The organism is Streptococcus sp. 29896 (genome assembly GCF_032594915.1).
GTDB lineage: Bacteria > Bacillota > Bacilli > Lactobacillales > Streptococcaceae > Streptococcus > Streptococcus suivaginalis.
Window position 1 is genome coordinate 824,829 of record NZ_CP118733.1, and the last position, 26,307, is coordinate 851,135.

The following is a 26,307-nucleotide window of genomic DNA, read 5'->3' on the forward strand; positions in this document are numbered from 1 at the left end:
TACCATATTCTGAAAATTTTTGCAAAAGGATGAATTCTAATCATGTTAGATTTTCTGACATATTTAGTTACAAATAAGAGCTGACTTTGGTTACGAATTTCCCCACAGTTTATGATAAAATGAAGAAGTTAGAAAAGGAATAGTGCAAGATATGATCAATCGAAATACTGAAAACCAATTTAAACTAGTGTCAAAATATTCACCTTCAGGTGACCAGCCTCAAGCTATTGAAACCTTGGTGGATAATATCGAGGGGGGCGAAAAAGCCCAGATTCTCATGGGGGCGACTGGTACTGGTAAGACCTACACCATGAGTCAGGTCATTGCCCGTGTTAATAAGCCCACTTTGGTTATCGCCCACAACAAGACCCTAGCTGGTCAGCTCTACAGTGAGTTCAAGGAATTCTTCCCAGAAAATGCGGTCGAATACTTCGTGTCTTATTATGATTACTACCAGCCAGAAGCCTATGTACCGTCTAGCGATACCTATATTGAGAAGGATAGTTCGGTCAATGATGAGATTGACAAACTCCGTCACTCAGCGACCTCAGCTCTTCTCGAACGGAATGATGTCATCGTCGTGGCCTCCGTTTCCTGTATCTACGGTTTGGGATCGCCCAAGGAATATTCAGATAGTGTGGTCAGCCTGCGCCCAGGTCAGGAGATTTCCCGTGACCAGTTGCTTAATTCTCTGGTTGATATTCAGTTCGAGCGCAACGACATCGACTTCCAACGGGGGCGTTTCCGTGTACGTGGAGATGTGGTGGAGATTTTCCCAGCTTCTCGTGATGAACACGCCTTTCGTGTGGAGTTTTTCGGGGATGAAATTGACCGCATTCGTGAGATTGAAAGCCTGACAGGTAAGGTCTTGGGCGATGTGGACCACTTGGCGATTTTCCCTGCCACTCACTTCGTGACCAACGATGACCACATGGAAACGGCTATTGCCAAGATTCAGGCGGAGCTGGAAGAGCAGCTCAAGGTCTTTGAAGCAGAAGGAAAACTCTTAGAAGCTCAGCGATTGAAACAACGGACCGACTATGACATTGAAATGCTGCGGGAAATGGGTTACACCAACGGAGTTGAGAACTATTCACGACACATGGACGGGCGAAGCGAGGGCGAGCCTCCTTATACTCTGCTGGACTTTTTCCCTGAAGACTACCTGATTATGATTGACGAGAGCCACATGACCATGGGGCAGATTAAGGGGATGTACAATGGTGACCGCTCTCGCAAGGAGATGTTGGTCAACTATGGTTTCCGCCTCCCAAGTGCTCTGGACAATCGTCCGCTGCGCAGAGAAGAATTTGAGAGTCATGTCCACCAGATTGTCTATGTATCTGCGACGCCAGGTGACTATGAAATGGAGCAGACCGATACCGTTGTCGAGCAGATCATTCGGCCGACAGGGCTTTTGGATCCAGAAGTGGAAGTCCGTCCAACCATGGGCCAAATGGATGACCTCTTGGGTGAAATCAATGCCCGTGTTGAGAAAGGCGAGCGGACCTTTATCACTACCCTGACTAAGAAAATGGCAGAGGACTTGACTGACTACCTGAAAGAAATGGGCGTCAAGGTCAAGTATATGCACTCGGATATCAAGACCTTGGAGCGTACGGAGATTATCCGTGATTTGCGCCTGGGTGTCTTTGATGTTCTGATAGGGATTAACCTCTTACGTGAAGGGATTGACGTGCCAGAAGTCAGTCTGGTGGCTATTCTAGATGCTGACAAGGAAGGTTTCCTCCGTAATGAACGAGGGCTCATCCAGACAATCGGTCGGGCGGCTCGTAACTCTGAAGGCCACGTGATTATGTATGCGGACAAGATCACCGAGTCTATGCGGAAGGCTATGGAAGAAACAGCCCGCCGCCGTCAGATCCAGATGGCTTATAATGAAGAACATGGCATCATTCCACAGACCATTAAGAAGGAAATCCGTGACCTGATTAGTGTGACCAAGGCTGTTACTCAGGACAAGGAAGAAGCGGTGGACTTCAATGCCCTCAACAAAGATGAACGCAAGGCTATGATCAAGAAACTGGAAGGTCAAATGCAGGAAGCAGCAGAAGTGCTTGACTTTGAACTAGCAGCTCAGATTCGTGATATGGTCATTGAGTTGAAGAATATGTAAAGTCTCGTTCTTTAGTCATAAAAAGGACATTCAATTGGATAAAAACGCTTCCCTATTTCCAATGTTTGGAAATGGGGATTTTTTCATGAAATAGAGCCAAAAGACTTGTCTAATAGCAGGTCTGACGGTATAATGATGAAGTATATCCATAGGGGGATGAAAAGAAAATGAAAAAATCTCAATTTGAAAAGCAAGTACGCTTTGCTTTTCGGAAATTATCCGTAGGACTTGTTTCAGCAGCAGTTGCAAGTCTCTTTTTTGCATCTACTGTGACTAGCTCTGTCAAGGTTTCTGCTCAAGAGATTGATTATACCTATGTCACAGAAGCAGAGTTGACTGAACAGGAAAAAGACTTGGTAATCCACGAGTTACCAGGTCTGGTGCAATCAGATGATGCTGGTTACTATTTGGTTTACCGCCCGCTTGCGACTAGCCCAAGTACACATGTTCTACCAAAGACAGGTTTATTAGAGAATAGTGCCTTTGCTCTTGCTGGCGTTAGTCTTTTGGTTCTTGCCTTCAAATTGGGAAAAAATGGAAAACGTACATTGCTTGGTGTGGTTGTGTTGACAGCCTCAGGTACTAGTTTCCTTGCTCCAGTTGGGTCTGCCTTGACCAGCCAGATTTTAGCGCATTACAACCATGTGGTTGATAAGGCTGTTGGAGAGTCCTTGCCACAACCTGGAACGATTCCTGGTTATGAGTATGTCGGTTACTTACGTGAAACAAAAGTTCAAGACTTACCATCTGAGACTCCACTTATCACACAAGTTCCGGATCAGGCACCAAGTCTTGAGTTGCCAAGTCTAGAAACAAGTGAAGAGATGGTTGAGACGACAGAAGTAATTCCATTTGAGGTAGAAGAAGTATTAGATGATAGTCTTCTAGAGGGAGATCGTCAGCTTGTTCAAGAAGGTCAAAATGGTTTGCTGACAATTGAAAGCAAGAAAATTTTGATTGGTGGTCAGGTAGTTGCAATTCAAGAAGTAAGTCGTACTGTTAGTCAAGAACCAGTTAAACAAATCGTCAAGGTTGGGACAAAGGTTGAAACAAGTGTGCCATCGACAGCACCGAGCCATGAAGTGCCTGCAGCCACCATAACGGAAGAAGAAATTAGTCATACAGAAGCTATTCCGTTTGAAACGGTGACCCAATATTCTGACCAATTGCCAGAAGGAAGTCAAGAAGTGAGTCAGCCAGGTCAAGCTGGAAGTCTGACAATTTGGACCAAAGTAACCTATGTGGATGGGCAAGCCGTGAAAACAGAGGAAGTTGGTCGTGAAGAAGTTGCACCAACCCCTCAAATCGTTTTGGTTGGTACTAAGCCAGTGACTGCTATTCCTGATACAGCACCAAGTTTGGAATTACCGAAAGTCACAATTACGGAAGAAACTATTTACCAAACCCAAGCTATTGCTTTTGAAGTGCAAGAAGTTGCTGACGATACGCTCTTAGAAGGAAGCCGGCAGGTTGTTCAAGTTGGACAAGCTGGGCAGGAAAGCATTGCTATTAAACAGACTTATGTGGATGGACAATTGGTAGCATCTGAAGAAGTAGGACGCTCTGTGACCCAGGCGCCTCAAACTCAAATTGTAAAAGTTGGTACCAAGCCAATTACTGCTCTCCCAGATACTGCGCCAAGTGTAGAGCTTCCTACTGTTACATTAACTGAGGAAGTTGAAACCAAGACAGAAGAGATTCCATTTACTGTTCGTGAAGTCTTAGATGATAGCCTCTTAGAAGGTGAGCGCCAGGTCGAGCAAACTGGACAAAATGGTCTTCGAACCATTCAGATTAAACATAGCTACGCAGATGGTGTCTTGCTGGCCAGTCAAGAAATTTCCAACCAAGTCACCCAAGAAGCGAAAGAACAGATTGTCCGAGTGGGAACAAAGAAAGCGGATGTCTTGAGCCAGGAGACAGTTGTTGAAACCAAAGAGATCGCCTATCAGACAATTTACCAAGACGATCCAACTCTCTATACTGATGAAGAATCGGTGTTACAAGAAGGCCGGATTGGGCAGCTAACCATTACCACAGTTTATGAGGTTTTAAATGGGGTGCGCCAAGCCAATCCAAGTGTGACTGAAACGGTGACCAAAGAATCTCTTGATAAAGTAATTGCTCGTGGTACCAAACCAATCACTGGAACAGAATCGGAAGTATCCACTGAATCAATTGCCTACGCGACTGAGACCGTTGAAGATCCAAATCTTTATGAGGGCGAGACCAAAGTCCTTCAAACAGGAGTTAATGGTAGCAAGGATATTACCACAACCTATACCACCATCAAGGGCGTTCGCCAGCCAAATCCGATGGTTACAGAGACGGTAACGAAAGAAGCTGTCCCTGAGCGGATTGCAGTAGGGACCAAGAAACGAGTTCCACCGACAGTTGAAATTACTGATTTGATTGAAAATGATGATGATAAATCAGCGACAGCCAATTACAAATTGACCAATCCAAGCGAGAATTTCAGCCATGCAATCGCCCTTCTTTATAAGGGAGATGAGCTGGTACAAGAAGTAGCTATTACAGATCCAAATGGAAGCTTGGAACTCACTCGTTTGGACTACTACACAGATTACACCTTGAAGACACAAGTTTACTATAACTTGAATAATCAAGAGCAAAATGCCCTGCAAGAAAGTGTTCGTGAGTTTAATCTTGAATATAAAAAGATTGAAATCAAAGACATTGATGCCGTAACAATTTACCGTCGTAAAGATGGAAACTTTGTTGGCACAGCATACTTGGAGGAATTGCCAACTTCAACAGAAGAGTTATTTGTCAAGGTAACATCGGATCGCTTTAAGGAAGTCTATCTACCAGTTTCAAGTATTGAAGAGACAAGCTTGAATGGGAAAACAGTCTTTAAAGTTGTCTCTGCCTTTGACCAACTGGTGCAGGATAAGGATGCGCAATACGTTGCAAACAGAGAATTTTACATTCCGAAGATGGCGACAGATGTCAATACCTACACCTCCTTCAAGGCGCTGCTTGAAGCGATGAAGGCCAACCCATCTGGTACCTTCAAACTAGGTGCCAACTTGGATGCTTCGGAAGTTCCTGTTGGTGATATTGCGTCCTATGTGACAAACTTTAGTGGAACCTTGTCAGGAACCAATGATGGCTATTTCTTCTCTATCAACAATCTGAAGGCGCCACTATTCTACAACTTTAGTGGAACCATTGAAAACCTTGACTTGAAGAATATCAACCTGACCACTACCACAAGCAATCCATTGGCAAGTCTTGCCATCAATGCAAACAACGCTAAGGTAACCAATGTGGCAGTTGAAGGAAGCATTCGCGGTCCTCAAAACGTTTCTGGCTTGATCCAATCAGCTACCAATACAACTATTAAAGATGTATCCTTCAAGGGAACTTTAGAAACAACAAGTAGTAATGCGAGCTTGATGGGTGGTATTTTGGGAAATGGAACCATGTCCAGCGTCGGCAACGCTAAGGTGGACGCAACCATTATCTTGCCGGGTAGTGAAAATCAAGTAGCAGGTGGTATTGTTGGACGTACAATGCTCGTTTACGATGTACCAGGAAGTGTCTATAATGCCTATGCAACGGGTTCTATTGTCACAACAGAAACAGGGGGCATAATCGGTGGTATCGCAGGTTCCAACCAAGTGACAAGCTACCTTGCTCCACATGTTGGTAATGTAACCAATGTTATTAGTAGCATGACAGGACCAACTAGTATTGTTGGTTATGCAGTGAATGCGGAGAAAAAGGTGAGCAAGGCCTTTTCAACCACGACAGATACACTTGCAAATGTAACGACAATTACAAGCAGTGAGGCTCTTGCCAAATTAACAGAATTGAACCTTGTAGCCAACTTGGACGACTCAGCTCCAATCAATCTAAACGATTACTCTGTTGATTACTTGACTTTGGATAAGGCACAAGCTGATCACGCAACTGCTTACTATAACATGGAAAAAATCTTGCCATTCTACAACAAGGAACTCCTTGTATACTATGGAAACAAGGTAGCCGTCGATGATAAGCTCAATACCGTTCGTCTCTTGGACGTTGTTCCGATGAAGGATGATGCCTTTGTGATGGATGCTTATACTGAGAAGACAAACATCAATAAGATCATGCTCCATTACGCGGATGGTACCGTTGACTACAAGGCAGTTTCCTATAAAGAAGATTTCAAGAACAACCATGTAGTGGAGTATACCATTTCAGGAACAGACTTGATTTACACGCCAGAGTCCTTCTTGAATGATAGAAGCGCCCTTGTTACTGACTTGGTAAGCAATCTGTCTACTGTCACCCTAGATTCTGAAGCCATGAAGACAGTTATCGGCTATCCAACAAAATTGGATACCAATACACAAACGGGAACTATCAAAGATTTCTACTTTGCAGATAGTTTTGAAAAAGTCATGGCCAACCTAGAAAGCAATGTTCGAAAATTGTTAGTTGCTAGTCTCAATGGACAAGGCCAGGCTTCAGAGACCTATATCAAGGAAAAAATTCTTAATAATAAAGAAGCCTTTCTACTAGGTCTGACTTACTTGAACCGCTGGTACGACATCAACTACGGAACTGTGAATACCAAGGAATTAACCATTTTCGAGCCTGATTTCTTCGGAAATGATGCAGCATCAGCACTAGATATGATATTGGCAATCGGAAATGGTGGCTACGATGTTCTTCGTGCCCATAACAACGTTACGACCTACGTGTCCGCCATGGCAAAACAAACTGCTAAGGCTTCTGTCTTTGACTTGGTTGAGTCCTACCGTAAACTTTTCTTGCCAAACATGACAGACAATGAATGGTTTAAGCAAACAACAAAAGCCTATATTGTTGAAAGCAAGTCGCAGGTAGCAGAAGCAGCAGCCAAGCAAGATGCTGCAGAAAAACACAGCAAGTATGCTCTGGCAGTCTATGACCGCATCACCAATCCAAACTGGACTTACCGTCAAATGCTCTTGCCACTTTTGACCCTGCCACAGGAAGACATTTTCATCATTAGCAATCTAAATACCATGGCAATCGGTTCATATGAGCACTATGTTGAAGACTATTCAACAACAGAAAACCGTGATAAGGTTCGTCAAATGGTTGATTTGGCGGCTCAACGTCAGCGTGACAATGCGGACTTCTGGTATAAGATTCTCGATGAGACAAACCGTGAAAAACTCTTTGGTAGCCTGCTCAACAATGAAGGTTATATGATGTATGGTCCAGATGGTAAGAAGGCCTACCGTAATTTGACTGCGGAAGTAGATGCTATCCAAGACTTCTACGGTCCGATTAACAAGTGGTACCGTGAACATCCATCGATTAAGACAGCCTATGCAGATGGTAAGGAAACTTACTATATCACCTATGATATGCTAGGTGATTATGGAACGACACTTTATAGCCATGAAATGGTCCACAACCAAGACGGCTCTACCTATCTCCATGGTTATGGTCGCCGTATCGGTCAAGGAATGGAAGTTTATGCAGATGGATTGCTACAAAACGTTTCCTCTCTTGATAAGATGATCCTTGGCTTCAACGCCTTCTTTACAGAAGATATGGCTAACCGTGTCCATGTTGCAGATCCGGTAGAGAGATTTAGCAACGAGGCGGACTTCAATGCTTACTTCCATAATCAATTTGATGCCCTTTACTTGTTGGATTACTTGGAAGGTATGGCTATTCTTGGAAAATCTGACGATTTGAAGAAAGATTGGCTCCGTAAGATTGAAAACTACTATGTTCAAACAAACGGTGCTAATACGCATGCTGGAAATAATGCACGTGAGCTGACAGATGCTGAAGTAGCTTCCTTGAAGACCTTTAATGACTTAATCGACCAAAGTATCATTGATTACCGTCAGTATTTCGGCCCTTCTGGTGGTGCCAAGACCTTGAACAAAGAATGGTCTCGTAATGGTTACCACAGTGTGCCAATGTTTGCAGCCAACTATTCTGCACTTTCAAACCCATATGGCTCACCGGGAGATATCATGTTCCGTCGTATGGCCTTTGAATTGATTGCAGCTAAGGGCTATACAGAAGGCTTTATCCCATACGCATCTGGTCAATTATCTGATTATGCTATGAGCCAAGGCTCAACGATCTACGATACTTGGAACAAGAAAGATACGGGTCTGATTACTGATACGCACGTCTTGAACCAAGTCTTTAAGGGGCAATATACAACATGGGAAGAATTCAAGAAAGCCATGTTTGCTGAGCGTGTTGAAAAAGCAGAGGCTGGAAAACTGAAGCCATTTACTATGCAGTATGAATTAGGTGTTGCTAACTCTACAAAAGAAGTGACAGTAACGACCTATGCTCAACTCCAGGCTTTGATGGAAGAAGCTATGGAGGCTGATACAAATGGACGAATTTTCTATTCGACCAATAACGTCAACCTCAGTCGTGTTCATGCGCTCAAAGTCAAGGTTTATCAAGCAATGATGACATCTACTGATGACTTTAGAACATCCATCTTCAACCCATAATGAAAAAGCGAGTTGGTCTGAACTGCACCCCAAAAGTTAGACACAAAATCTAACGATTGGGGTGTTTTTCTTATGAAATTAAGTTATGAAGATAAACTAGAAATATATGAGCTGAGAAAGAGTGGCGTGTCGTGGGTCAACCTTAGCCAGATATACAAGGTCACTATTGCCAATCTCACATACATGATAAAACTCATGGATCGATATGGCGTGGAAAGCGTTGAAAAAGGTAAAAATAGGTATTATTCACCTGAATTAAAGCAAGAAATAATGGATAAGGTCTTGATTCATGGGTGTTCTCAACTCTCAGTTTCCCTTGATTATGCCTTGCCAAATCGAGGAATGCTTCCCAATTGGATAGCACAATACAAGAAAAACGGGTATACTATTCTTGAAAAACCAAGAGGGAGACCGAGCAAGATGGGACGTAAACGCAAGAAAACCTGGGAAGAGATGACGGAATTAGAGCGCCTTCAAGAGGAAAATGAACGTCTTCGAACTGAGGTGGCCTTCCTAAAAAAGTTGAGAGAACTTCGCTTGAGGGACGAAACACTAGTGCGCGAACAGCAGAAACAATTAGAGATATGGTCCAAGGAGGATTCCGACTAGACCTCCTACTTGCGACAGCTAAAATGCCTCGCTCAACTTATTATTATCAAGTCAAGCAACTGGATAAACCCGACAAGAACAAAGCCATTAAGGCTGAAATTCAAGCCATTTATGATGACCATAAAGGTAATTACGGCTATCGTCGGATTTATTTAGAACTCAGAAATCGAGGTTTCTTCATCAACCACAAAAAGGTGCAGCGCTTGATGACAGTCATGGGCTTAGCGGCTCGTATTCGTCGTAAGCGCAAGTATGCTTCTTACAAAGGTGAGTTGGGTAAGAAGGCTGATAATCTGATTAAACGTCAGTTTGAGGGATCTAAGCCTTATGAAAAATGTTATACCGATGTGACGGAGTTTGCTTTGCCTGAAGGGAAACTCTACTTATCGCCTGTTCTTGACGGCTATAATAGTGAGATTATTGATTTTACCCTGTCTCGGTCACCTGACTTGAAACAGGTTCAAACCATGCTTGCGAAGGCTTTTCCAGCAGATTTATACAGTGGGACTATTCTCCACAGCGATCAAGGTTGGCAATACCAGCACCAGTCTTACCATTACTTTTTGGAAACCAAAGGCATTCGACCATCCATGTCCCGCAAAGGGAATAGCCCAGATAATGGGATGATGGAGTCTTTCTTTGGCATTCTCAAATCTGAAATGTTTTATGGACTCGAGACATCTTATCAATCACTTGATGAGCTTGAAGAAGCTATTACAGATTATATTTTTTACTACAACAACAAACGAATAAAAGCAAAATTAAAAGGACTTAGTCCTGTCCAATACAGAACTAAATCCTTTCAATAATTATTTGTCCAACTTTTTGGGGGCAGTTCAGTCTTGTACCAGCTCCTTTTTTATGATAGAATTGAAACAAATTTATGGAGGTAACTATATGCAAATCAAGCCCATGCAAACTAAGGAGGAGATTAAAGGCAAGGCTTATGTCCATTGGAAGGTTTGGCAGGAAGCCTATGCAGATTTGTTACCGCAGGATTTTCTCCAAAAAACCTACACCTTGGAGCGCTGTCAGGACTGGGCCTTTCGCTATCCTCAGAATATCTTGGTAGCACTGGAGGATGAACAGGTGGTTGGCTTTGTTTGTTACGGTGCCAGTAGTCAGGAGGACTTGCAGGAGTCTGGTGAGATATACGCCCTCTATGTTTTGGCGGATTTCTATGATCGTGGGATTGGCTACCAGTTGATGCAGGCAGCTTTGGAGAAATTGCAGAGCTACGAAACTATTTCCCTCTGGGTCTTGGAGGGAAATGCGCGTGCAATTGCTTTTTATGAACGAGTTGGCTTTCGCTTTGATGGACTTGAGAAGACTGTCCATCTTGGTGAAGAGCGAAGGGAATACCGCATGCAATTGACACTTTCAAAAAAATAACACATTATTATATTGATAACTCTTTTTTGTCTGTGCTATAATAAGGCTGAGACAAGGAGGAATCTTATGATATTACTAACAAATCATCGCCTGAGAGTCGAAATTTCTGAACCAGGCGAACGGCCAAATGATACTTTTCGCTTTGACCGTGCGGGCTTTATTTCAGATGTTACCTTAGACGGAGATACGCATTTTGGTGCCAATGAACCCATGAATTTACGGCATTTATCTTCGGGTGGAAGAGGGCTTTGCTGCGAGTTTTCTGGGGATTTTGCTACGGGTGCCCAGGTTGGCGACTACTTTCCCAAATTGGGCGTCGGCTTGATCAAGCAAGATAGTGATCTGGGCTACCAATTTGCCCATAAGTACGATGAGGTCATTCCTTATCCTGTTACCGTTACCCAGACGGAAACCTCTGCTACATTTTTTACGGAAGCTGTCCCTTGCATGGGTATTGCTGCGGAGGTTGAGAAGACCATTCGGATTGAGGACAATATCCTTATTCTAGAAGCGACTATTACCAATGTTGGTGAGAAGGCATTTGAAACGGAAGAATATTGCCATAATTTTCTCAGTATCGACGGTATGGCAATCTCACCTGATTACCGTTTGGACTTGCCAGATATGAATGACCTGGGGCAGGAACGTCTCGATGGTTTTGGAGGCTATGACCATAACAATTTTATAGCAGACGGCAAGGCCATTGCTTTTGAAAAATGCGAGACCGATGTTTCGCTCAGTGTTCTTAGCACGGACAAGGCAAGCCTCGGTGAGACCTTTACCTGGAAACTCAGCCATAAGGGAGCGCAAGCAAGTGTGACTGGGATTGACCATGTTAAACCGACCAGTCTGCTCCTCTGGGCGACAGATCACATCGTTAGCCCAGAAATCATCCAGACCATCTGCCTCGCTCCAGGTCAGAGTCATACTTGGTCACGTCGCTGGATTTTCGAAGCCAACCCTCGTTGGTAAGGAAAATTAAGAGGAAGTGGGAAGGACTCAATCAACCACTGCACTGAGATATTGACACGAACTCTAAGAAGCGAGGCTAGAGTTTTTGCCCAGCCTAAAAGTGACAATCAGAGTAATAAAAAAGTTATCACAGATGAGACATTCAAATAGATTAAGGTCCTGCTTGCTACTATGAATGAGGGAATGATTTTAAAAGTAGAGGTTGGCTTAGTTCCTTATGGCTATGTAGGCGAAAATACAATTTCAAATATAAACCAGAAAATATGCGCAAAGGAAATTGTGTTGTCAAGTTGAGAATCCTAATATATTTGATTGAGAATAGAGGTATTTAAAATGAATTCTGAATTTAGAAAAAAGGTTTGCGAAGCAGTATCAAATTTTGATTCAAGTTTTCGCGAGATGGGACTGTCACAGGTTACCTATTCACGTGCATATCATTTGCTAGATAAGATAAAGTCGGAAGTTAATAATGAGAGTATTAATGGCGTTGCCTTTAATTTGAAGATTCGTTATTTTTATGATTACTTTTGTCGAGAGTTGATGCCTGGTGGAATTGTTCTTTCTGAACAAGCACAGAAAGATTTTTCGGATATTTCTGACTTAGCAAATGCACCGGAGTTATTGAGAGACATTCATAGTCCTATTGGCTTTTAAGTTCAATTAGCTACTAATGTTGTTAGGTTTGTGTTAACATCTCAGTTCCTTGTCTGAAAGGTACTTCATAGGACTATATCATGTCTTTACTAGCAAAATTTTATGTACCTTTGGCTGTAATTTTGTGAAAATATTTTGAATAGATGCGTGTAGCAAAAAATGTTACATGCATTTATTCACGTATTCGGCATGAATCAAGGCTAGTCTACCCTGGCTTTTTTTGTTACAATAGAGCAAGAAAGATTGGAGGAGTTCGATGAAGAATCTATTTTTAGTGACAGATGAGACTCAATTAAAAGATTACGAGTATTTTGTTGCCTCTCATCAAAACATCCTACAAAACTATATTACCTACTTACAAGACCAGTTTCAGGTTGAAGAATTGCCTCAGGCAATCATCTGGGCTGATGATGAGGCTGCAACTGGCTTCATCCGAGAATGCCCTATCCCAGCTTATACAAATGATATTCGTATGGTGATGACACCGGATTTGGAAGTTTGGAAGGACATCTATCTTAAACAAATAGAGAATTATTCTACTGAAGATACACAAGAAATTGTAGCCCATTATCATTCTCTATCAGATAACCATTTGCTACAAATTATTGGACATGAATTGGCTCATCAGAGTGAACAGTTTTTGGACTATGAAGAAGAAACTATGTGGTTTGAAGAAGGTATGGTAGAATATATCAGTCGTCGTTATTTTCTTACTGATGAAGAATTTATGAGGGAAAAACAAATCAATCAGCAGCTAGTTAATCTTTTTCAAACAAAAAATGATAATTGTCCCTTGTCTCAATTTGGTCAAGCAACCTCTGAGAGAGATTATGCCTCCATTTTTTACGAATACTGGCGTAGTTTCCTATCAATCGACCTTCTTGTCGAACGATTTGGAACAGTAGAAGATGTTTTTTTCTCCTATCATACTTGGCACAATCAAGGGAGGCCAGTTGATTTATTAACTTGGTTTCAACTAGAAATATAGAAAGAGGTCCCCATGTCCCGCAAACAAACCGTTACCCTGACCAATATGTGCCTGATTGAGGATAAGAATGGCAAGGTCCTTGTACAAATTCGTGATCCCAAGCGCTATCGCTGGTCGGGAGCTGCCTTTCCCGGAGGTCACGTTGAAGAAGGCGAAAATTTCCACGATTCAGTGGTCCGTGAGGTTCAGGAAGAAACTGGCTTGGTCATTCACAAGGCCCGTCTAGTTGGTATTAAGCATTGGCCTGATCAGGATGGCCATCGCTACATGGTCTTGCTCTACAAGGCGACTGACTTTTCTGGGCAGATTCGCTCCTCAGAAGAAGGTGAGGTTTTGTGGGTGGACAAGGCAGAGCTGGCAAACATGGACCTAGCCTATGACCTGCTTGAAGTCCTCAAAGTCATGGATAGCCCTGATTTGTCGGAATTTTTTTATACGGAAAAAGATTCTGAGGGTGAATGGGATAAGAATTATCGTTAAGAAACAGGTTTCAAACCGGTTTCTTTTTTATTTTTTTCAAAAAATACAAGAAAATGAATAAAAATTCACTTTCTTGTTGACAAATGTATAAAAATAAATTATACTGAGAACATCTTTTGATGAGAATGGTTGAAAAATGTGGGTATTATAGGTTTTGAAGCCCGATGGGCTATCAAATAAAATCAGTATAAATATACGTTTTTGAATGGAAGGAGAATAAGTATGAATTTGAAAAAGATTGTAATGGCAAGTTTTACAGCAGTAGCTGCTATGACCTTGGTAGCTTGTGGGAGTTCTGCAACTGATACTGAGGACACATCTCTGTCAAAAATTGAGGAAAAAGGCAGTCTGGTTGTGGCCTTGAGTCCTGAATTTGCACCTTTTGAATTTAAGACCTTGGTGGATGGAAAAGATACCTTGGTTGGAGCAGATATCGAACTAGCAAAGATTATCGGTGAGGAACTGGGTGTGGAAGTTGAATTTTCAGCAATGAGTTTTGATAATGTCTTAACCAGTGTTCAAAACGGTAAAGCAGATATTGCGATTTCTGGAATATCAGCCACTGAGGAACGGGCAAAGGTATTCGACTTCTCTCTCCCTTATTACACCTCGACAAATAAAATTATCATCAACAAGGCGGATGTGAATGAATTTACCGATCTTGATTCCTTAGCAACAGCCAGCTTTGGGACACAAAAAGGTTCCATTCAAGAGCAAATAGCCAAAGAGAAATTTACTTCAGCTACCATCGTCTCTCTAACGTCAAATGGTGAGCTGGTCAATCAGCTCAAGTCGCAACAATTAGATGCGGTCGTATTTGAAGAACCAATTGCTATGGCCTATGTTGCCAAAAATGATGACTTAATGCTTCTTGATGTCGAAGTAACAAGCAGCTATTCAGATGCCTACGCTATTGCCATACCAAAAGGAAGTGAAGCCTTGAAGGAAAAAATTGATACCGTTGTGAAGGACTTAGTTGAATCTGGTAAAATGGATCAATTTGTTCAAGAAGCATATGATCTTTCTATTCAGCAATAAATCTTAGCTCTAAGCGTTCAATAAACAGTGAAACTCCTAGAATTCTAGGAGTTTTTTGATGATAGAATGATAATTTTAGAGTGGTAGAAGGGGAGGTCTGAAGCTTAGCTTTTTCTTGAATGAAGTAGCCATTGTGCCACTAGTTTGATTATCAAAGTCGAGCTGAACAAGATTCCAAAGAAATATCCTGAGAATACCATCAATTGTTTCCAAACAGGCTGGCTGGTTAAGCCTGGTTGTAGTATGGGATAGTCCAGTTGGAAGCTAAAGGAAAATAGACGAGAAGAAATATATAAGCTTATCAATAAGCAAGTGAACCAAGCCAGTCCTAGGACCAAGCAGGTCAAACTGAGATGGGTAGAGTAGGAAGCCGGGCTAATTTGATTCATGATTAAAAAACTGCGGTGGTGTTTGCGGTCGGAAATGACCAACCAAAGAGCATGAGCAATAAGCAGCAAGGGGAATACGTAAAAAAGAAATGGAAAGAGATTGCTTAATAACAAGTAGAAATCTTTGGGAGCTTTCTGATAACGATGGATTTTGTTCCTGCTGATCAGTTCGCCGAGACGGAAGGTTTCTTCCTGAAGTTGGTTCAGGGTAAAACCGTATACTTGCTGTCCTGCTTGTTTCCAAGTCAGTAGTTGCCTGTAAAGTTCCAATTGTAGGCGGACTACCGTTTGACTTTTTCCTTCCAGGTGTTCTTTTTCTAGGTAGTATGCAGATAATTGCATCACTGTTCGGTAGTGATTTTCCATCTCAGCTGTCCAATCTTTCTTCGCTCGATTTTCTGGCAAGAGGGCTTGGCTACTTTCCTTGTTTAGACGGATAAGTTCTTGTCGTTCTTCCTGAGCCAACTGGTCGGCTTGAAAAAGGGTGCGATAAGATAGCCCAAAAACGAGTCCACTGATGGCTAAGAAGGAGATTAGCAGGATATGGTGACGCAGCAAACGTCGTAGAAAAAACGGAAACAAGCTCATTCTTTTTTCTCCTCTCCGAAAATTTCTGTATAGAGCCGCTCAGCTTGACCTTGAACAGGATGGATAGAGAGTAATTGGATTGGGAGACTTGTCAGGGCCCGCATCACCTGATCAAGACTGACTTCATGACTATCGATTTGTATCAGATTGTCTTTCAGATAGAGGGGAAAAGTCTTTGAAAGAGCTTGAAAAGCTAACTGATTGTCACTAGTATCAATTTGATAAACCTGCCCTACTGTCGATAAGCTTCGTTCGATTAATTTACCATTTTTCAAAAAAAGGAGCTGGTCAGTCAGTTGATCCACTTCGTTGAGGTGATGTGAGGAGACGATGATTGTTGATCCATTTTTTGCCATTTTTAGCAGTAAATTCCGGGTTTGGATATAGCTGGCTGGGTCGAGTCCATTGAGTGGTTCATCCAAGAGGATCAGTTCAGGCTCAATCATGATTCCAAGAGCTAGCAAGAGGTGTTGCTTCATACCAAGTGAGTAGGATTTGACAGGTCGATGGACATAGTCTGCAATTCCGATTTCTTCAATGACCTGTGCAGTTCGTTCTTTATCCAAGCCTTGTGCCTTTTGCACGAATTTTAAATGCTCTAAGCCGGTTAATTCAGGGTAGAGAATGCGGTTGTCTTGTAAATAAGCAAACTTTTGATAGATTTTTCGATCGGTATTTGGCAGTCCCAGAATGTCAATGCTACCTTGGTCGGGTGTTTGGAGGTTGGCGATGCAGTCCAATAAGGTTGTTTTTCCTGCCCCGTTTGGACCGATAAGCGCCCAAATTCCTGGTCGGTCAATTTCTAGAGACAATTGATCTAGAATGCTACGTTTTCCATAGGTTTTTGATAGATTGTGAATGGCTAATTTCATCATTTAAACCTCCCTAGTATCGTGAGTGAGACTGAAATAGAGTAGTCCATAGACCAAGCAACTTGCGACAGAAAGAACAAGGTAGGCATGGGAGAAGGAGAATTGCTGGTTATTGGTATGAACCAGCAGGCTGCCATCTGCGATAGCGCCAGCATTCCAAAGGGCAAAAGGATTTAAAGGATGCTGGATCCAAGATCCTCCGAGGGAAAAAACCAAGGTCAATAGACAGCCAGACAAGGGACTTTTTGTCACATGTGTCACCAATTGAGCCAAACCGAGGATTAAAAAGAGATAGAGAAGTTCCAGCCCAAAACTGATCAAAACTGCCTGATAAATCGGCTTGATGATTAGCTCCACCTGGGAATGAGGGACAAAGTTATCGATTCCATTTGAGATATAGTGAGTGATAGGGTAGGACCAGCTAGAGGCGCCATTTACCAGAAAAATGATTGAATAGTGAAGAGTATAAACAGTTATATAAGAGAAAAGGAAGAGTCCAAGAAAGGCAAGGGTCTTGTGACTAATGATGGTTCGAGGTGACAAGCCCACAGTTTTTAGGAAGCGCCGTTGCCGATTGAGCCCTGTTTGATCTTTTGTATAAAAATCAGCAAAGAGCAGAAGAAAAAGTGGAAGTAGGTAGAGAATTCCCCAACCTTTTAGGCTAAACCAAATCTGATGACTGGTACCTTTTAGAGCCTGCTTGCCCAGACGATAGATCAATTCCCTGTCAGCCTCGGTCTCAAACTGATCAAATTCGGTCAGGAAATAATTGACAGGAAAGGCAGTAGGTAGTTGGTGCTCTTTTAGATAGCGGGAAACTGCGACAGTATTTTCAATCGTCTGGCTAGGAATATCATAACTATCATAGGTCGTGGAGACATAAGCACCATCTCTCAAGAGATTCTGAATATTTTTCGTGTAAAAATAATTCCAATCTTCCTTTTCAACTGCTTCCAGTTCCATTTTGTAGGTATCTAAATAGCCCTCAATAAACTCTTTTTCCTCTTGATAGCTAGCCTCATCAATTAGCTCTTGTTGGTAGGCTGCCTCGATTTCATCCCCAAGATGCTCGAATCTGGAAAGGAATTGCTGGTAGTATTGAACCTTTTCTTCTTTTGCTACCTGATGGTTGTAGGAGAAATAAAGGGATTGGCCCAAAAGCAGAGCGCCTAGAAGAAACAGGAGGAAAACAAGTTTTTTCTGTCTAAAGAATTGTTTGAGTTCGATTTCTAGCATGTCTTCTCCTTATATTTTTTTGTATTTGCAAGTATATTATATAATATACTAATTTTCTATGCAAGAAATTCTACTAGAGAAAGCTAAAAAGTAAGAAGAAAGTAAGCAATTTTGCAGGTTTTTATCCAGAAAAACTTGAATATTTGCAAAAATATGCAAAAGAATTGAATAAAAATACAACAAATTTGTTGACAAGTGAATAAAATTCATTTACAATAGACTCATCCCTAAGAGATTGGATCTAGGGGGGAAGAAAAAGAAACAAAGGATTATGATAATATGGGAATTAAAAAATTTTTACTTGCAGCTACTACATTGGTAGCAGGTTTTAGTTTGGCAGCTTGCTCTTCATCGACTGATTCTAGTCAAACAACTCTTGAAAAAATTCAAGAAAAAGGGACCTTGGTAGTTGCAACCAGCCCAGACTATGCACCATTTGAATTCCAAACATTGGTAGATGGAAAAAACCAAGTGGTGGGAGCAGATATTCTCTTGGCTCAAAAAATCGCTGATGAGTTGGGTGTTGAACTTGAAATCTCATCTATGAGTTTTGACAATGTCTTGTCAAGTGTACAATCAGGCAAGGCAGATATTGCCATTGCAGGTCTTTCTTATTCAGAAGAAAGAGCTCAGGTTTTCGATTTCTCTGAAAGCTACTATCAAATCGAAGATGTCTTGTTGATTCAACAATCAAACTTGGACAGCTATACTAGTCTAGATGCTTTATCAGGTAAAAACCTTGCGGTACAAAAAGGTTCAACTCAGGAAACCTATGCCAAAGCTGAGATGAGCATGGCAAATATCGTATCTTTAACTTTAATGGGTGAAGCGGTCAATGAATTGAAATCAGGTCAAGTAGAAGCAGTTTTGATGGACTCTCCTGTTGCAGCTGGTTATGTTTCACAGAACTCTGATCTTGCGGTTGCTAATATCAGTTTCCCAACAACGGATGAGAACTCAAAAGTTATTGCTATGCCAAAAGGAAGTGATGATTTGAAAGCAGCTATTGATGCGGTTATCAAAGAAGTCGTTGCTTCAGGCGAGTTTGAAACCTTCTTAGAAGAAGCAGCAACCTACACCGTTTCAGAATAACAAAATAAAAAAACTTGCCATGTGAACTGCACCCCAAAAGTTAGACACAAAATCTAACGATTGGGGTGTTTTTCTTATGAAATTAAGTTATGAAGATAAACTAGAAATATATGAGCTGAGAAAGAGTGGCGTGTCGTGGGTCAACCTTAGCCAGATATACAAGGTCACTATTGCCAATCTCACATACATGATAAAACTCATGGATCGATATGGCGTGGAAAGCGTTGAAAAAGGTAAAAATAGGTATTATTCACCTGAATTAAAGCAAGAAATAATGGATAAGGTCTTGATTCATGGGTGCTCTCAACTCTCAGTTTCCCTTGATTATGCCTTGCCAAATCGAGGAATGCTTCCCAATTGGATAGCACAATACAAGAAAAACGGGTATACTATTCTTGAAAAACCAAGAGGGAGACCGAGCAAGATGGGACGTAAACGCAAGAAAACCTGGGAAGAGATGACGGAATTAGAGCGCCTTCAAGAGGAAAATGAACGTCTTCGAACTGAGGTGGCCTTCCTAAAAAAGTTGAGAGAACTTCGCTTGAGGGACGAAACACTAGTGCGCGAACAGCAGAAACAATTAGAGATATGGTCCAAGGAGGATTCCGACTAGACCTCCTACTTGCGACAGCTAAAATGCCTCGCTCAACTTATTATTATCAAGTCAAGCAACTGGAGAAACCCGACAAGAACAAAGCCATTAAGGCTGAAATTCAAGCCATTTATGATGACCATAAAGGTAATTACGGCTATCGTCGGATTTATTTAGAACTCAGAAATCGAGGTTTCTTCATCAACCACAAAAAGGTGCAGCGCTTGATGACAGTCATGGGCTTAGCGGCTCGTATTCGTCGTAAGCGCAAGTATGCTTCTTACAAAGGTGAGTTGGGTAAGAAGGCTGATAATCTGATTAAACGTCAGTTTGAGGGATCTAAGCCTTATGAAAAATGTTATACCGATGTGACGGAGTTTGCTTTGCCTGAAGGGAAACTCTACTTATCGCCTGTTCTTGACGGCTATAATAGTGAGATTATTGATTTTACCCTGTCTCGGTCACCTGACTTGAAACAGGTTCAAACCATGCTTGCGAAGGCTTTTCCAGCAGATTTATACAGTGGGACTATTCTCCACAGCGATCAAGGTTGGCAATACCAGCACCAGTCTTACCATTACTTTTTGGAAACCAAAGGCATTCGACCATCCATGTCCCGCAAAGGGAATAGCCCAGATAATGGGATGATGGAGTCTTTCTTTGGCATTCTCAAATCTGAAATGTTTTATGGACTCGAGACATCTTATCAATCACTTGATGAGCTTGAAGAAGCTATTACAGATTATATTTTTTACTACAACAACAAACGAATAAAAGCAAAATTAAAAGGACTTAGTCCTGTCCAATACAGAACTAAATCCTTTCAATAATTATTTGTCCAACTTTTTGGGGGCAGTTCAATGCAAGTTTTTTTATTTTTATTTGTCAGTCAAAGGAGCTACTTTGGCTTGCAAGTAATAGGTTGTCAAACGAGGAATGGTCAACTTAACACCAGTTTGGTCCGGATAGATGGTAAATGGCTCGATTGGAAGAGCGTTAGATGAGAAGACAAGTTTGTATTCTCTATCAGCAGGCAGATCAAGCTGAACATCATAAAGGTCTTGGTCATTAAAATTATTGACAACTAGAATCTCTTGCTCATCACTAGTCCGAGAAAAAGCATAGAGATTGGCTTCAGGATCAATCTTAACCCAGTTGAAGCCTTTTTCATAAGCCTTGTAGTCGTATTTCCAGAAGGCATCGTGTTTTCGATAGAAAGTTGCTAGTTCCTTCATCATCTGGTGGAAGGACTGGTGAACAGGGAAGTTTAACAAGGTCCAGTCCATTTCTGTGTACTCATGCCATTCACGGATATGGCCCCATTCATTGCCCATAAAGAGCAATTTTTTACCTGGATGAGCAAAATAATAGCTGTAATAGGCACGGGCAAGGTGGAACTTATCTTCATAGTTGCCATCCATCTTGTCAACGATGGAGAGTTTTCCGTGGACCACCTCATCGTGTGACAGTGGCAAGAGGAATTGCTCGGTTTGGTTGTAGTACATACCGAAGGTCAATTCATTAGAATGGTGCTTGCGGTAGATAGATGGTCGCTCCATGAATTTTAGGGTATCGTTCATCCAACCCAGGTCCCATTTCATATCGAATCCGATACCACCTTGGTCGAGTGGATGAGTAACTCTCGGATAGCTGGATGAGTCTTCAGCAATCATGAGAACACCCTTGAATTCTTGATGGACGAGGGCATTGACCCTTTTGATAAATTCAACAGCGGAATGGTTGATTTTACTTTCTTCTGTTTCTCCACGCCAGTAGAGTAAGTAGGAGAGGGCATCGACACGGATTCCATCAAAATGGAACTCCTTGAGCCAATATTTGATATTGGAAAGGAGGAAGGAGCGTGTGAATCCCTTGCCTAAGTCAAAATTGGCAGTTCCCCACTGACGGTTTTCACGGTCGTGTTCCTCTGGGTATTCATACAACCAGCTGCCATCAAACTGGTAGAGGCCGTGAGCATCCTTACAGAAATGTAGAGGAACCCAGTCTAGAATCACACCAATACCAGCTTGATGACATTGATCCACCAAGTATTTGAGTTCATCAGGCTTTCCGTAGCGACTGGTTGGACTGAAATAGCCAGTTACCTGGTAGCCCCAAGATGCATCAAGTGGATGTTCCAAGACAGGCATGAGTTCGATATGGGTATAGCCGTTCTCTTTGACATAGTCAATCAAGAGCGGAGCGATTTCCTTGTAGGAATAAAAGGCTTCTGCAGGTGCCCCAGATTCGTTTTTATTTGCAAATTTCTGTTTCCATGAACCTAAATGAACCTCGTAGATGGAGACGGGTGCTTCTTTGAAGTTGTAATCAACGCGCTCATACATCCAGACATCATCTTTAAATTTATAGCGGCTGTTGTAGGTTAAGGAAGCAGTATCTGGCCGCAGTTGACTAAAACGCGCAAAAGGGTCGGCCTTGTATAGTTCCCATCCCTGGTGGGTGACCAATAGATACTTATAGGATACCAAGGACTTGATATCTGGGACGTAGAGACCGAAAATTCCTTGGCCCTGATTTTCCATCTGGTGGGTCCGTTGCCAGTCATTAAAATCTCCAATGACAAATACCTGGGCAGCATTTGGGGCATAGACTGTAAACTGGATCCCCAAGATCTTGTTCCCTTTTTTGACAAAATGGGCACCGAATTTATCATGGAGGGAGCTATGCTCACCTGACTGCATGAGGTAGAGGTCGAAATCACTAAAATTGGTCATATATCTCCTTTCACAAAACCAGTCTAGCTGGCAGTTTGTCATTTTGGGAAAGCGTGAGTAGACGAATCCCACTTCCTGTTTGAATTTGGAAATTGAAAGTTCAGAGGGATGCTCTAATAGCTATACTTTTTCTAAAAACCTCCAACAACCAGTGTGATTGTTGAAGGTTTGTCTTTTTTCAAATGAACGATTAGAGGTTCTCTAGGCTGTAATTTCCTCGTAGAGCCAAATATATTTTTGGGCGGAAGCCTGCCAAGAAAAGTCTCTTGTCATGGCTTCTTTGACCATAGTTTCCCAATCGGCAGGACGAGTATAATACGTTTCAAGGGCAAAATCATAGACTTGTTTCATGTCGTAGGCGTTCTTACCTCCGAAACTAAAGCCTGTTCCTTCCTTGGTTTCGATGTGGTATGGGGTTACAGTGTCAACCAAACCGCCTGTCTCACGAACTAAAGGTAGGGTTCCGTAGTGCATGGAAATGAGCTGACTGATTCCACATGGTTCAAACATAGACGGCATCAAGAAGAGGTCGCTTGCTGCATAGATTTGATGAGCAAGAGGCTCATTGTAGCCACGGTAGAAGGCAAATTTTTCAGGATAGGCATGCTTGAAGTGATGGAAGGCATTTTCAATGTCTGTTTCACCATTTCCTAGAATAACAAACTGCACCTGAGCCTGAAGGAGATGGCCAAGAACTTCTGTTAATAGATAGAATCCTTTTTGCCAGGTCAAGCGTGATACGATTCCGACCAAGATGACATTTTCGTCTTGTGGCAAGCCAAATTGAGCTTGGAGTGCGAGTTTGTTCTTTTTCTTATCGGAAAGGTTAGCGAGACCATAGTTCGCAACCAAGAGTTTATCTGTTTGACTGTCCCAACTATCGTAATCAATACCGTTGACAATGCCGACGAGGTCATGGCGCCGAAGTTCTAGCACATGCTGCATATTTTCACCGAATTCTTCGGTCAGGATTTCACGAGCATAGGTCTCAGAAACAGTTGTCACCTTATCTGCATAGAGGATACCAAGCTTCATAAAGCTGATACAATCATCATGGAAGCGAGCAATGCCATCGAGATAGTAACTATAATTCATTCCCAAAGCAGACCAAAGGGCCTGTTTATGGAAAATACCTTGGAAGGCAAGATTATGGATGGTAAAGACGTGTTTGATGCGGCGGAATTCTTCGCGGTAACTATAGAAAGTTCGGCAGAGGAAGGGGATAGCCGCAGCATGCCAGTCATGGCTATGGATAACATCTGGGAAGAAGTGAAGGGCTTCCAAGAGTCGACAAGTCGCATGCTGGAAGAAGCCAAAGCGCATGGCATCATCGTCATAACCATATAGTTCATCCCGTTCAAAGAAATCACGGTGTTCGATGAAGTAGAAGGTTACTCCGTCAACTACCTGGCTATAGACATTGGCCATTGATTGGATATCGCCAGCCCGTACATCAAAACTAGAAACATAATCGAAATCAGCATGGTTATTGATGGCGATTTTTTTATAGAGTGGAAGGACGACACGAACATCCAAGCCCTGATGAACCAGCTCTTTTGGTAGAGAACCAATTACATCGGCCAAGCCACCTGTTTTGATGAATGGCAGTCCCTCAGATGCGACAAAGAGAACGGATTTTTTTGTCATGGATACTCCTTATCTAGATGATCTGGTGAGCCTTTAAGTAGGCAGGTGAAGTCGTACTTCCTTTGATATCTGTTGGATGGATAATCTTAGTTGATTTATCGATAATGGCATTCTCAATGTTGGCGCCACTCTTAATGGTCACACCATTCAAGATGATGGAGTTTTTGACAACAACGCCTTCTTCGATGACAACATCCCGGTCGATTACAGAGTTTTCGACTTGACCATTGATATTCGCACCGTTGGAAATCAAGCAACGTTTTACTTCAGCGAGTGGGCCATAAAGACTTGGAGAACTGTCGCTTGTTTGTGTGTGGATTGGCCAATCGTGTTTAAACAAGAGTTTGCGCGTGTCTTGGTCAATCAATTCAATCTGAGTATTGAAGTAAGAAGAAACGGTATTGATACATGCAACAAAGTCACGGTGTGCATAGCCCATTATCTTGTACTGGTCCACCATATCCCGGAGAATATCTTTGAGCCAATAGAGAGAAGACACCTTGTTGGCACGTGTAATCAACTCGATAAAGGTAGTGCGTTTCATGATATAGGCTTCAAGTGATACGGGACGATTTTTGTATTTGCCGTGGTTCTCTTCGAAGGCAATAACTCGTTTATCGTCACCGAATTTCAAGGTTTGACAACCAATAAAGTTTTCTTTGGCATCCGATACATTTTTATACAAGACGGTAATGTCTGCTCCTGTTGCCTGATGCTCATCCATTACCTTTGTAAAATCTTGGCTGTAGATAAAGTAAGAAGGTGCAATGAGAACGTACTCTTTGGTTGAATTTTCAATGTAGTGAATATTTTCTGAAAAGGCATTGATATCGTGTTGGTAAACGGAATTTGGATCAGTCGCACTATTTAAAAGACGAAGTGAGCCACGTTTGCTGTTGATATTGTAGTGCTTACCAGTTCCTACGTGCTGGATAGTCGACCGCATTTTTGCAGGCATATAGACTTGGAATTCTGTGATTCCAGAGTTTGACATGTTTGAAAGTGGGAAGTCGATTAAACGATAGCGTCCCAAGAAACCGAAAGCTTGTACGCCGCGGTGGTCCATGACATCACCAAAATGAACATTGTTTCCTTCGATATTGACGATTCCGAGAGTATTTCTTAACATAAGCTTCCTTTCTTACTTGGTTACATTCTTATCAATGAGGAGAATTTGGTCTTCTGTTCCAGTTAGAGTAACGCCTGCAGCGATTTTGACATTTTCTGCGACGATGACATAGTCTAGAGAGGCGCCTTCACCAACGACAGCACCTGGAAGGAGAACAGAGTTTTTAACAACTGCTTCGTGCTCAACTTCAACATCAGTCGAAATCACAGAGTGTTCTACGTAGCCATCAATAATTGCCCCCTTGTCGATATAGGCTGATTTGACAGTAGCAGAAGAACCAATTACTTGAGCAGGAGAACCCTTGTCCTCTGAATAAATACGCCAAGTACGGTCTGACAAATCTAGGTCTCCTGCATGATCAATCAAGTCCATGTTGGATTCCCAAAGACTGTTGACTGTACCCACATCTTTCCAGTAGCCACGGAATGGATGAGCAATCAACTTGCGACCATCTGCTAAGTATTTAGGAATGATATCATGTCCGAAATCGTGAGAAGAAGTGTCCAATTTGTCGTCTTCTTGTAGGTATTTTTTCAACGTCTTCCAAGTGAAGATGTAGATACCCATTGAAGCTAGGTTGCTCTTTGGATTTTCTGGTTTTTCTTCGAATTCTTCAATGCGGTAATTTTCATCCGTGTTCATAATGCCGAACCGAGATGCTTCTTTGATTGGGACTTCAATGACTGCAATGGTTGCATCCGCCTTATTTTGAACGTGTGTATCAAGGAGTTTATCGTAATTCATCTTGTAGATGTGGTCACCAGAGAGAATCAAGACATACTCAGGATCATGAAGATCGATAAAGTCGATGTTTTGTGTAATGGCATCAGCTGTACCCTTGTAGAGTCCAAAGCCTTCAATTTTTTCACTCGGTGGGAGGACAAAGACACCAGAACCCTGTACATCCAATCCCCAACGTTGGGATTGGGCAACATAAGAGTTGAGCAAAACTGGTTCATACTGGGTCAAGACACCAACGATATCAATACCAGAGTTTGCACAGTTACTGAGTGGGAAGTCGATGATGCGGTATTTACCACCGAATGCGACAGCAGGTTTGGCTACTTTCTTTGTCAAACCCTCTAGACGAGTACCTCGTCCACCAGCAAGAATCATAGCTAATAATTTATTTTGTGCCATGTCATCACTCCTTAAACATATGATAGGTATATTATAGCACAAATAAAAAAAGAATGAAAGCGATTTCTGTAAAGTCGTATAGAAAAGTTACAGAAATACTTTCATCCTTCTTACTACAACAAG

At 42.1% G+C, this 26,307-nt stretch carries 18 protein-coding genes; 11 read left to right on the plus strand and 7 right to left on the minus strand.

What is annotated here, in order from left to right; genetic code table 11:
- The first annotated feature begins 151 nt into the window (after nucleotides 1–151).
- From uvrB to PXH68_RS03870, 9 genes are all read left to right on the plus strand, one after another.
- Nucleotides 152–2,137, plus strand: a complete 1,986-nt coding sequence (uvrB, locus tag PXH68_RS03830) for an excinuclease ABC subunit UvrB (RefSeq protein WP_248028857.1) — start codon at nucleotides 152–154, stop codon at nucleotides 2,135–2,137.
- 167 nt (nucleotides 2,138–2,304) lie between these two features.
- On the plus strand, nucleotides 2,305–8,631 hold the full coding sequence (locus PXH68_RS03835; protein WP_248028855.1) for a ZmpA/ZmpB/ZmpC family metallo-endopeptidase: 6,327 nt from the start codon (nucleotides 2,305–2,307) through the stop codon (nucleotides 8,629–8,631).
- Nucleotides 8,632–8,703: 72 nt separating this feature from the next.
- Nucleotides 8,704–10,049, plus strand: a protein-coding gene (locus tag PXH68_RS03840) for an IS3 family transposase (protein WP_316715495.1) whose coding sequence is annotated in 2 segments (ribosomal slippage) — nucleotides 8,704–9,145 and nucleotides 9,145–10,049 — 1,347 coding nt in all. Because the reading frame shifts where the segments join, the coding sequence is not laid out codon by codon here.
- Between the two features lie 88 nt (nucleotides 10,050–10,137).
- A complete protein-coding gene (locus tag PXH68_RS03845) occupies nucleotides 10,138–10,632 on the plus strand; it encodes a GNAT family N-acetyltransferase (RefSeq protein ID WP_248028872.1) in 495 nt (164 codons plus the stop codon).
- A gap of 66 nt (nucleotides 10,633–10,698) precedes the next feature.
- Entirely contained in the window at nucleotides 10,699–11,604 is a 906-nt protein-coding gene (locus PXH68_RS03850) for a hypothetical protein (protein WP_248028871.1), read from the plus strand.
- A 333-nt stretch (nucleotides 11,605–11,937) separates the two neighbouring features.
- Complete coding sequence (locus tag PXH68_RS03855) at nucleotides 11,938–12,258, plus strand: hypothetical protein (protein ID WP_248028870.1); 321 nt, start codon at nucleotides 11,938–11,940, stop codon at nucleotides 12,256–12,258.
- A gap of 256 nt (nucleotides 12,259–12,514) precedes the next feature.
- Nucleotides 12,515–13,246, plus strand: coding sequence for an elongation factor Tu (locus PXH68_RS03860; RefSeq protein WP_248028869.1), 732 nt, complete (start codon nucleotides 12,515–12,517; stop codon nucleotides 13,244–13,246).
- Between the two features lie 12 nt (nucleotides 13,247–13,258).
- On the plus strand, nucleotides 13,259–13,726 hold the full coding sequence (locus tag PXH68_RS03865; RefSeq protein WP_248028868.1) for an 8-oxo-dGTP diphosphatase: 468 nt from the start codon (nucleotides 13,259–13,261) through the stop codon (nucleotides 13,724–13,726).
- Between the two features lie 222 nt (nucleotides 13,727–13,948).
- Nucleotides 13,949–14,764 carry a transporter substrate-binding domain-containing protein gene (locus PXH68_RS03870; RefSeq protein ID WP_248028866.1) on the plus strand — a complete coding sequence of 272 codons (816 nt, stop codon included), beginning with the start codon at nucleotides 13,949–13,951 and terminating at the stop codon, nucleotides 14,762–14,764.
- 104 nt (nucleotides 14,765–14,868) lie between these two features.
- On the opposite strand, the gene PXH68_RS03875 is transcribed toward PXH68_RS03870, so the two are convergent.
- Genes PXH68_RS03875 through PXH68_RS03885 form a run of 3 tightly spaced genes read right to left on the minus strand, consistent with a single transcriptional unit; the run spans nucleotide 14,869 to nucleotide 17,849 of the window.
- Nucleotides 14,869–15,741 (minus strand): hypothetical protein, encoded by an 873-nt coding sequence (locus tag PXH68_RS03875; RefSeq protein WP_248028863.1) that lies wholly within the window; start codon nucleotides 15,739–15,741, stop codon nucleotides 14,869–14,871.
- Nucleotides 15,738–16,616 carry an ABC transporter ATP-binding protein gene (locus tag PXH68_RS03880; protein ID WP_244228912.1) on the minus strand — a complete coding sequence of 293 codons (879 nt, stop codon included), beginning with the start codon at nucleotides 16,614–16,616 and terminating at the stop codon, nucleotides 15,738–15,740. The genes PXH68_RS03875 and PXH68_RS03880 overlap by 4 nt, the downstream gene beginning before the upstream one ends.
- Nucleotides 16,617–17,849 carry a hypothetical protein gene (locus tag PXH68_RS03885; protein WP_248028862.1) on the minus strand — a complete coding sequence of 411 codons (1,233 nt, stop codon included), beginning with the start codon at nucleotides 17,847–17,849 and terminating at the stop codon, nucleotides 16,617–16,619.
- Between the two features lie 285 nt (nucleotides 17,850–18,134).
- Between PXH68_RS03885 and PXH68_RS03890 the strand changes: the two genes are divergently transcribed.
- Together PXH68_RS03890 and PXH68_RS03895 are read left to right on the plus strand one after the other, a co-directional pair.
- Complete coding sequence (locus PXH68_RS03890; RefSeq protein WP_205030857.1) at nucleotides 18,135–18,941, plus strand: ABC transporter substrate-binding protein; 807 nt, start codon at nucleotides 18,135–18,137, stop codon at nucleotides 18,939–18,941.
- 76 nt (nucleotides 18,942–19,017) lie between these two features.
- A protein-coding gene (locus PXH68_RS03895; protein ID WP_316715493.1) for an IS3 family transposase occupies nucleotides 19,018–20,363 on the plus strand; the annotation gives its coding sequence in 2 pieces (ribosomal slippage) (nucleotides 19,018–19,459 and nucleotides 19,459–20,363; 1,347 coding nt in all).
- Nucleotides 20,364–20,411: 48 nt separating this feature from the next.
- On the opposite strand, the gene glgB is transcribed toward PXH68_RS03895, so the two are convergent.
- The 4 genes from glgB to PXH68_RS03915 all read right to left on the minus strand — a co-directional run bounded on the left by glgB (nucleotide 20,412) and on the right by PXH68_RS03915 (nucleotide 26,184).
- Complete coding sequence (glgB, locus tag PXH68_RS03900) at nucleotides 20,412–22,268, minus strand: 1,4-alpha-glucan branching protein GlgB (RefSeq protein WP_248028074.1); 1,857 nt, start codon at nucleotides 22,266–22,268, stop codon at nucleotides 20,412–20,414.
- A 201-nt stretch (nucleotides 22,269–22,469) separates the two neighbouring features.
- Complete coding sequence (glgA, locus tag PXH68_RS03905) at nucleotides 22,470–23,915, minus strand: glycogen synthase GlgA (protein ID WP_248028073.1); 1,446 nt, start codon at nucleotides 23,913–23,915, stop codon at nucleotides 22,470–22,472.
- A 13-nt stretch (nucleotides 23,916–23,928) separates the two neighbouring features.
- On the minus strand, nucleotides 23,929–25,044 hold the full coding sequence (glgD, locus tag PXH68_RS03910) for a glucose-1-phosphate adenylyltransferase subunit GlgD (protein ID WP_158454682.1): 1,116 nt from the start codon (nucleotides 25,042–25,044) through the stop codon (nucleotides 23,929–23,931).
- A gap of 12 nt (nucleotides 25,045–25,056) precedes the next feature.
- On the minus strand, nucleotides 25,057–26,184 hold the full coding sequence (locus PXH68_RS03915; protein ID WP_248028071.1) for a glucose-1-phosphate adenylyltransferase: 1,128 nt from the start codon (nucleotides 26,182–26,184) through the stop codon (nucleotides 25,057–25,059).
- Nucleotides 26,185–26,307 lie beyond the last annotated feature (123 nt).

Excerpts from the sequence above, each read along its gene's own strand:
- uvrB (WP_248028857.1), top strand. The coding sequence starts at position 152 with ATGATCAATCGAAATACTGAAAACCAATTTAAACTAGTGTCAAAATAT.
- PXH68_RS03835 (WP_248028855.1), top strand. The coding sequence starts at position 2,305 with ATGAAAAAATCTCAATTTGAAAAGCAAGTACGCTTTGCTTTTCGGAAA.
- PXH68_RS03845 (WP_248028872.1), top strand. The coding sequence starts at position 10,138 with ATGCAAATCAAGCCCATGCAAACTAAGGAGGAGATTAAAGGCAAGGCT.
- PXH68_RS03850 (WP_248028871.1), top strand. The coding sequence starts at position 10,699 with ATGATATTACTAACAAATCATCGCCTGAGAGTCGAAATTTCTGAACCA.
- PXH68_RS03855 (WP_248028870.1), top strand. The coding sequence starts at position 11,938 with ATGAATTCTGAATTTAGAAAAAAGGTTTGCGAAGCAGTATCAAATTTT.
- PXH68_RS03860 (WP_248028869.1), top strand. The coding sequence starts at position 12,515 with ATGAAGAATCTATTTTTAGTGACAGATGAGACTCAATTAAAAGATTAC.
- PXH68_RS03865 (WP_248028868.1), top strand. The coding sequence starts at position 13,259 with ATGTCCCGCAAACAAACCGTTACCCTGACCAATATGTGCCTGATTGAG.
- PXH68_RS03870 (WP_248028866.1), top strand. The coding sequence starts at position 13,949 with ATGAATTTGAAAAAGATTGTAATGGCAAGTTTTACAGCAGTAGCTGCT.
- PXH68_RS03875 (WP_248028863.1), bottom strand. The coding sequence starts at position 15,741 with ATGAGCTTGTTTCCGTTTTTTCTACGACGTTTGCTGCGTCACCATATC.
- PXH68_RS03880 (WP_244228912.1), bottom strand. The coding sequence starts at position 16,616 with ATGATGAAATTAGCCATTCACAATCTATCAAAAACCTATGGAAAACGT.
- PXH68_RS03885 (WP_248028862.1), bottom strand. The coding sequence starts at position 17,849 with ATGCTAGAAATCGAACTCAAACAATTCTTTAGACAGAAAAAACTTGTT.
- glgB (WP_248028074.1), bottom strand. The coding sequence starts at position 22,268 with ATGACCAATTTTAGTGATTTCGACCTCTACCTCATGCAGTCAGGTGAG.
- glgA (WP_248028073.1), bottom strand. The coding sequence starts at position 23,915 with ATGACAAAAAAATCCGTTCTCTTTGTCGCATCTGAGGGACTGCCATTC.
- glgD (WP_158454682.1), bottom strand. The coding sequence starts at position 25,044 with ATGTTAAGAAATACTCTCGGAATCGTCAATATCGAAGGAAACAATGTT.
- PXH68_RS03915 (WP_248028071.1), bottom strand. The coding sequence starts at position 26,184 with ATGGCACAAAATAAATTATTAGCTATGATTCTTGCTGGTGGACGAGGT.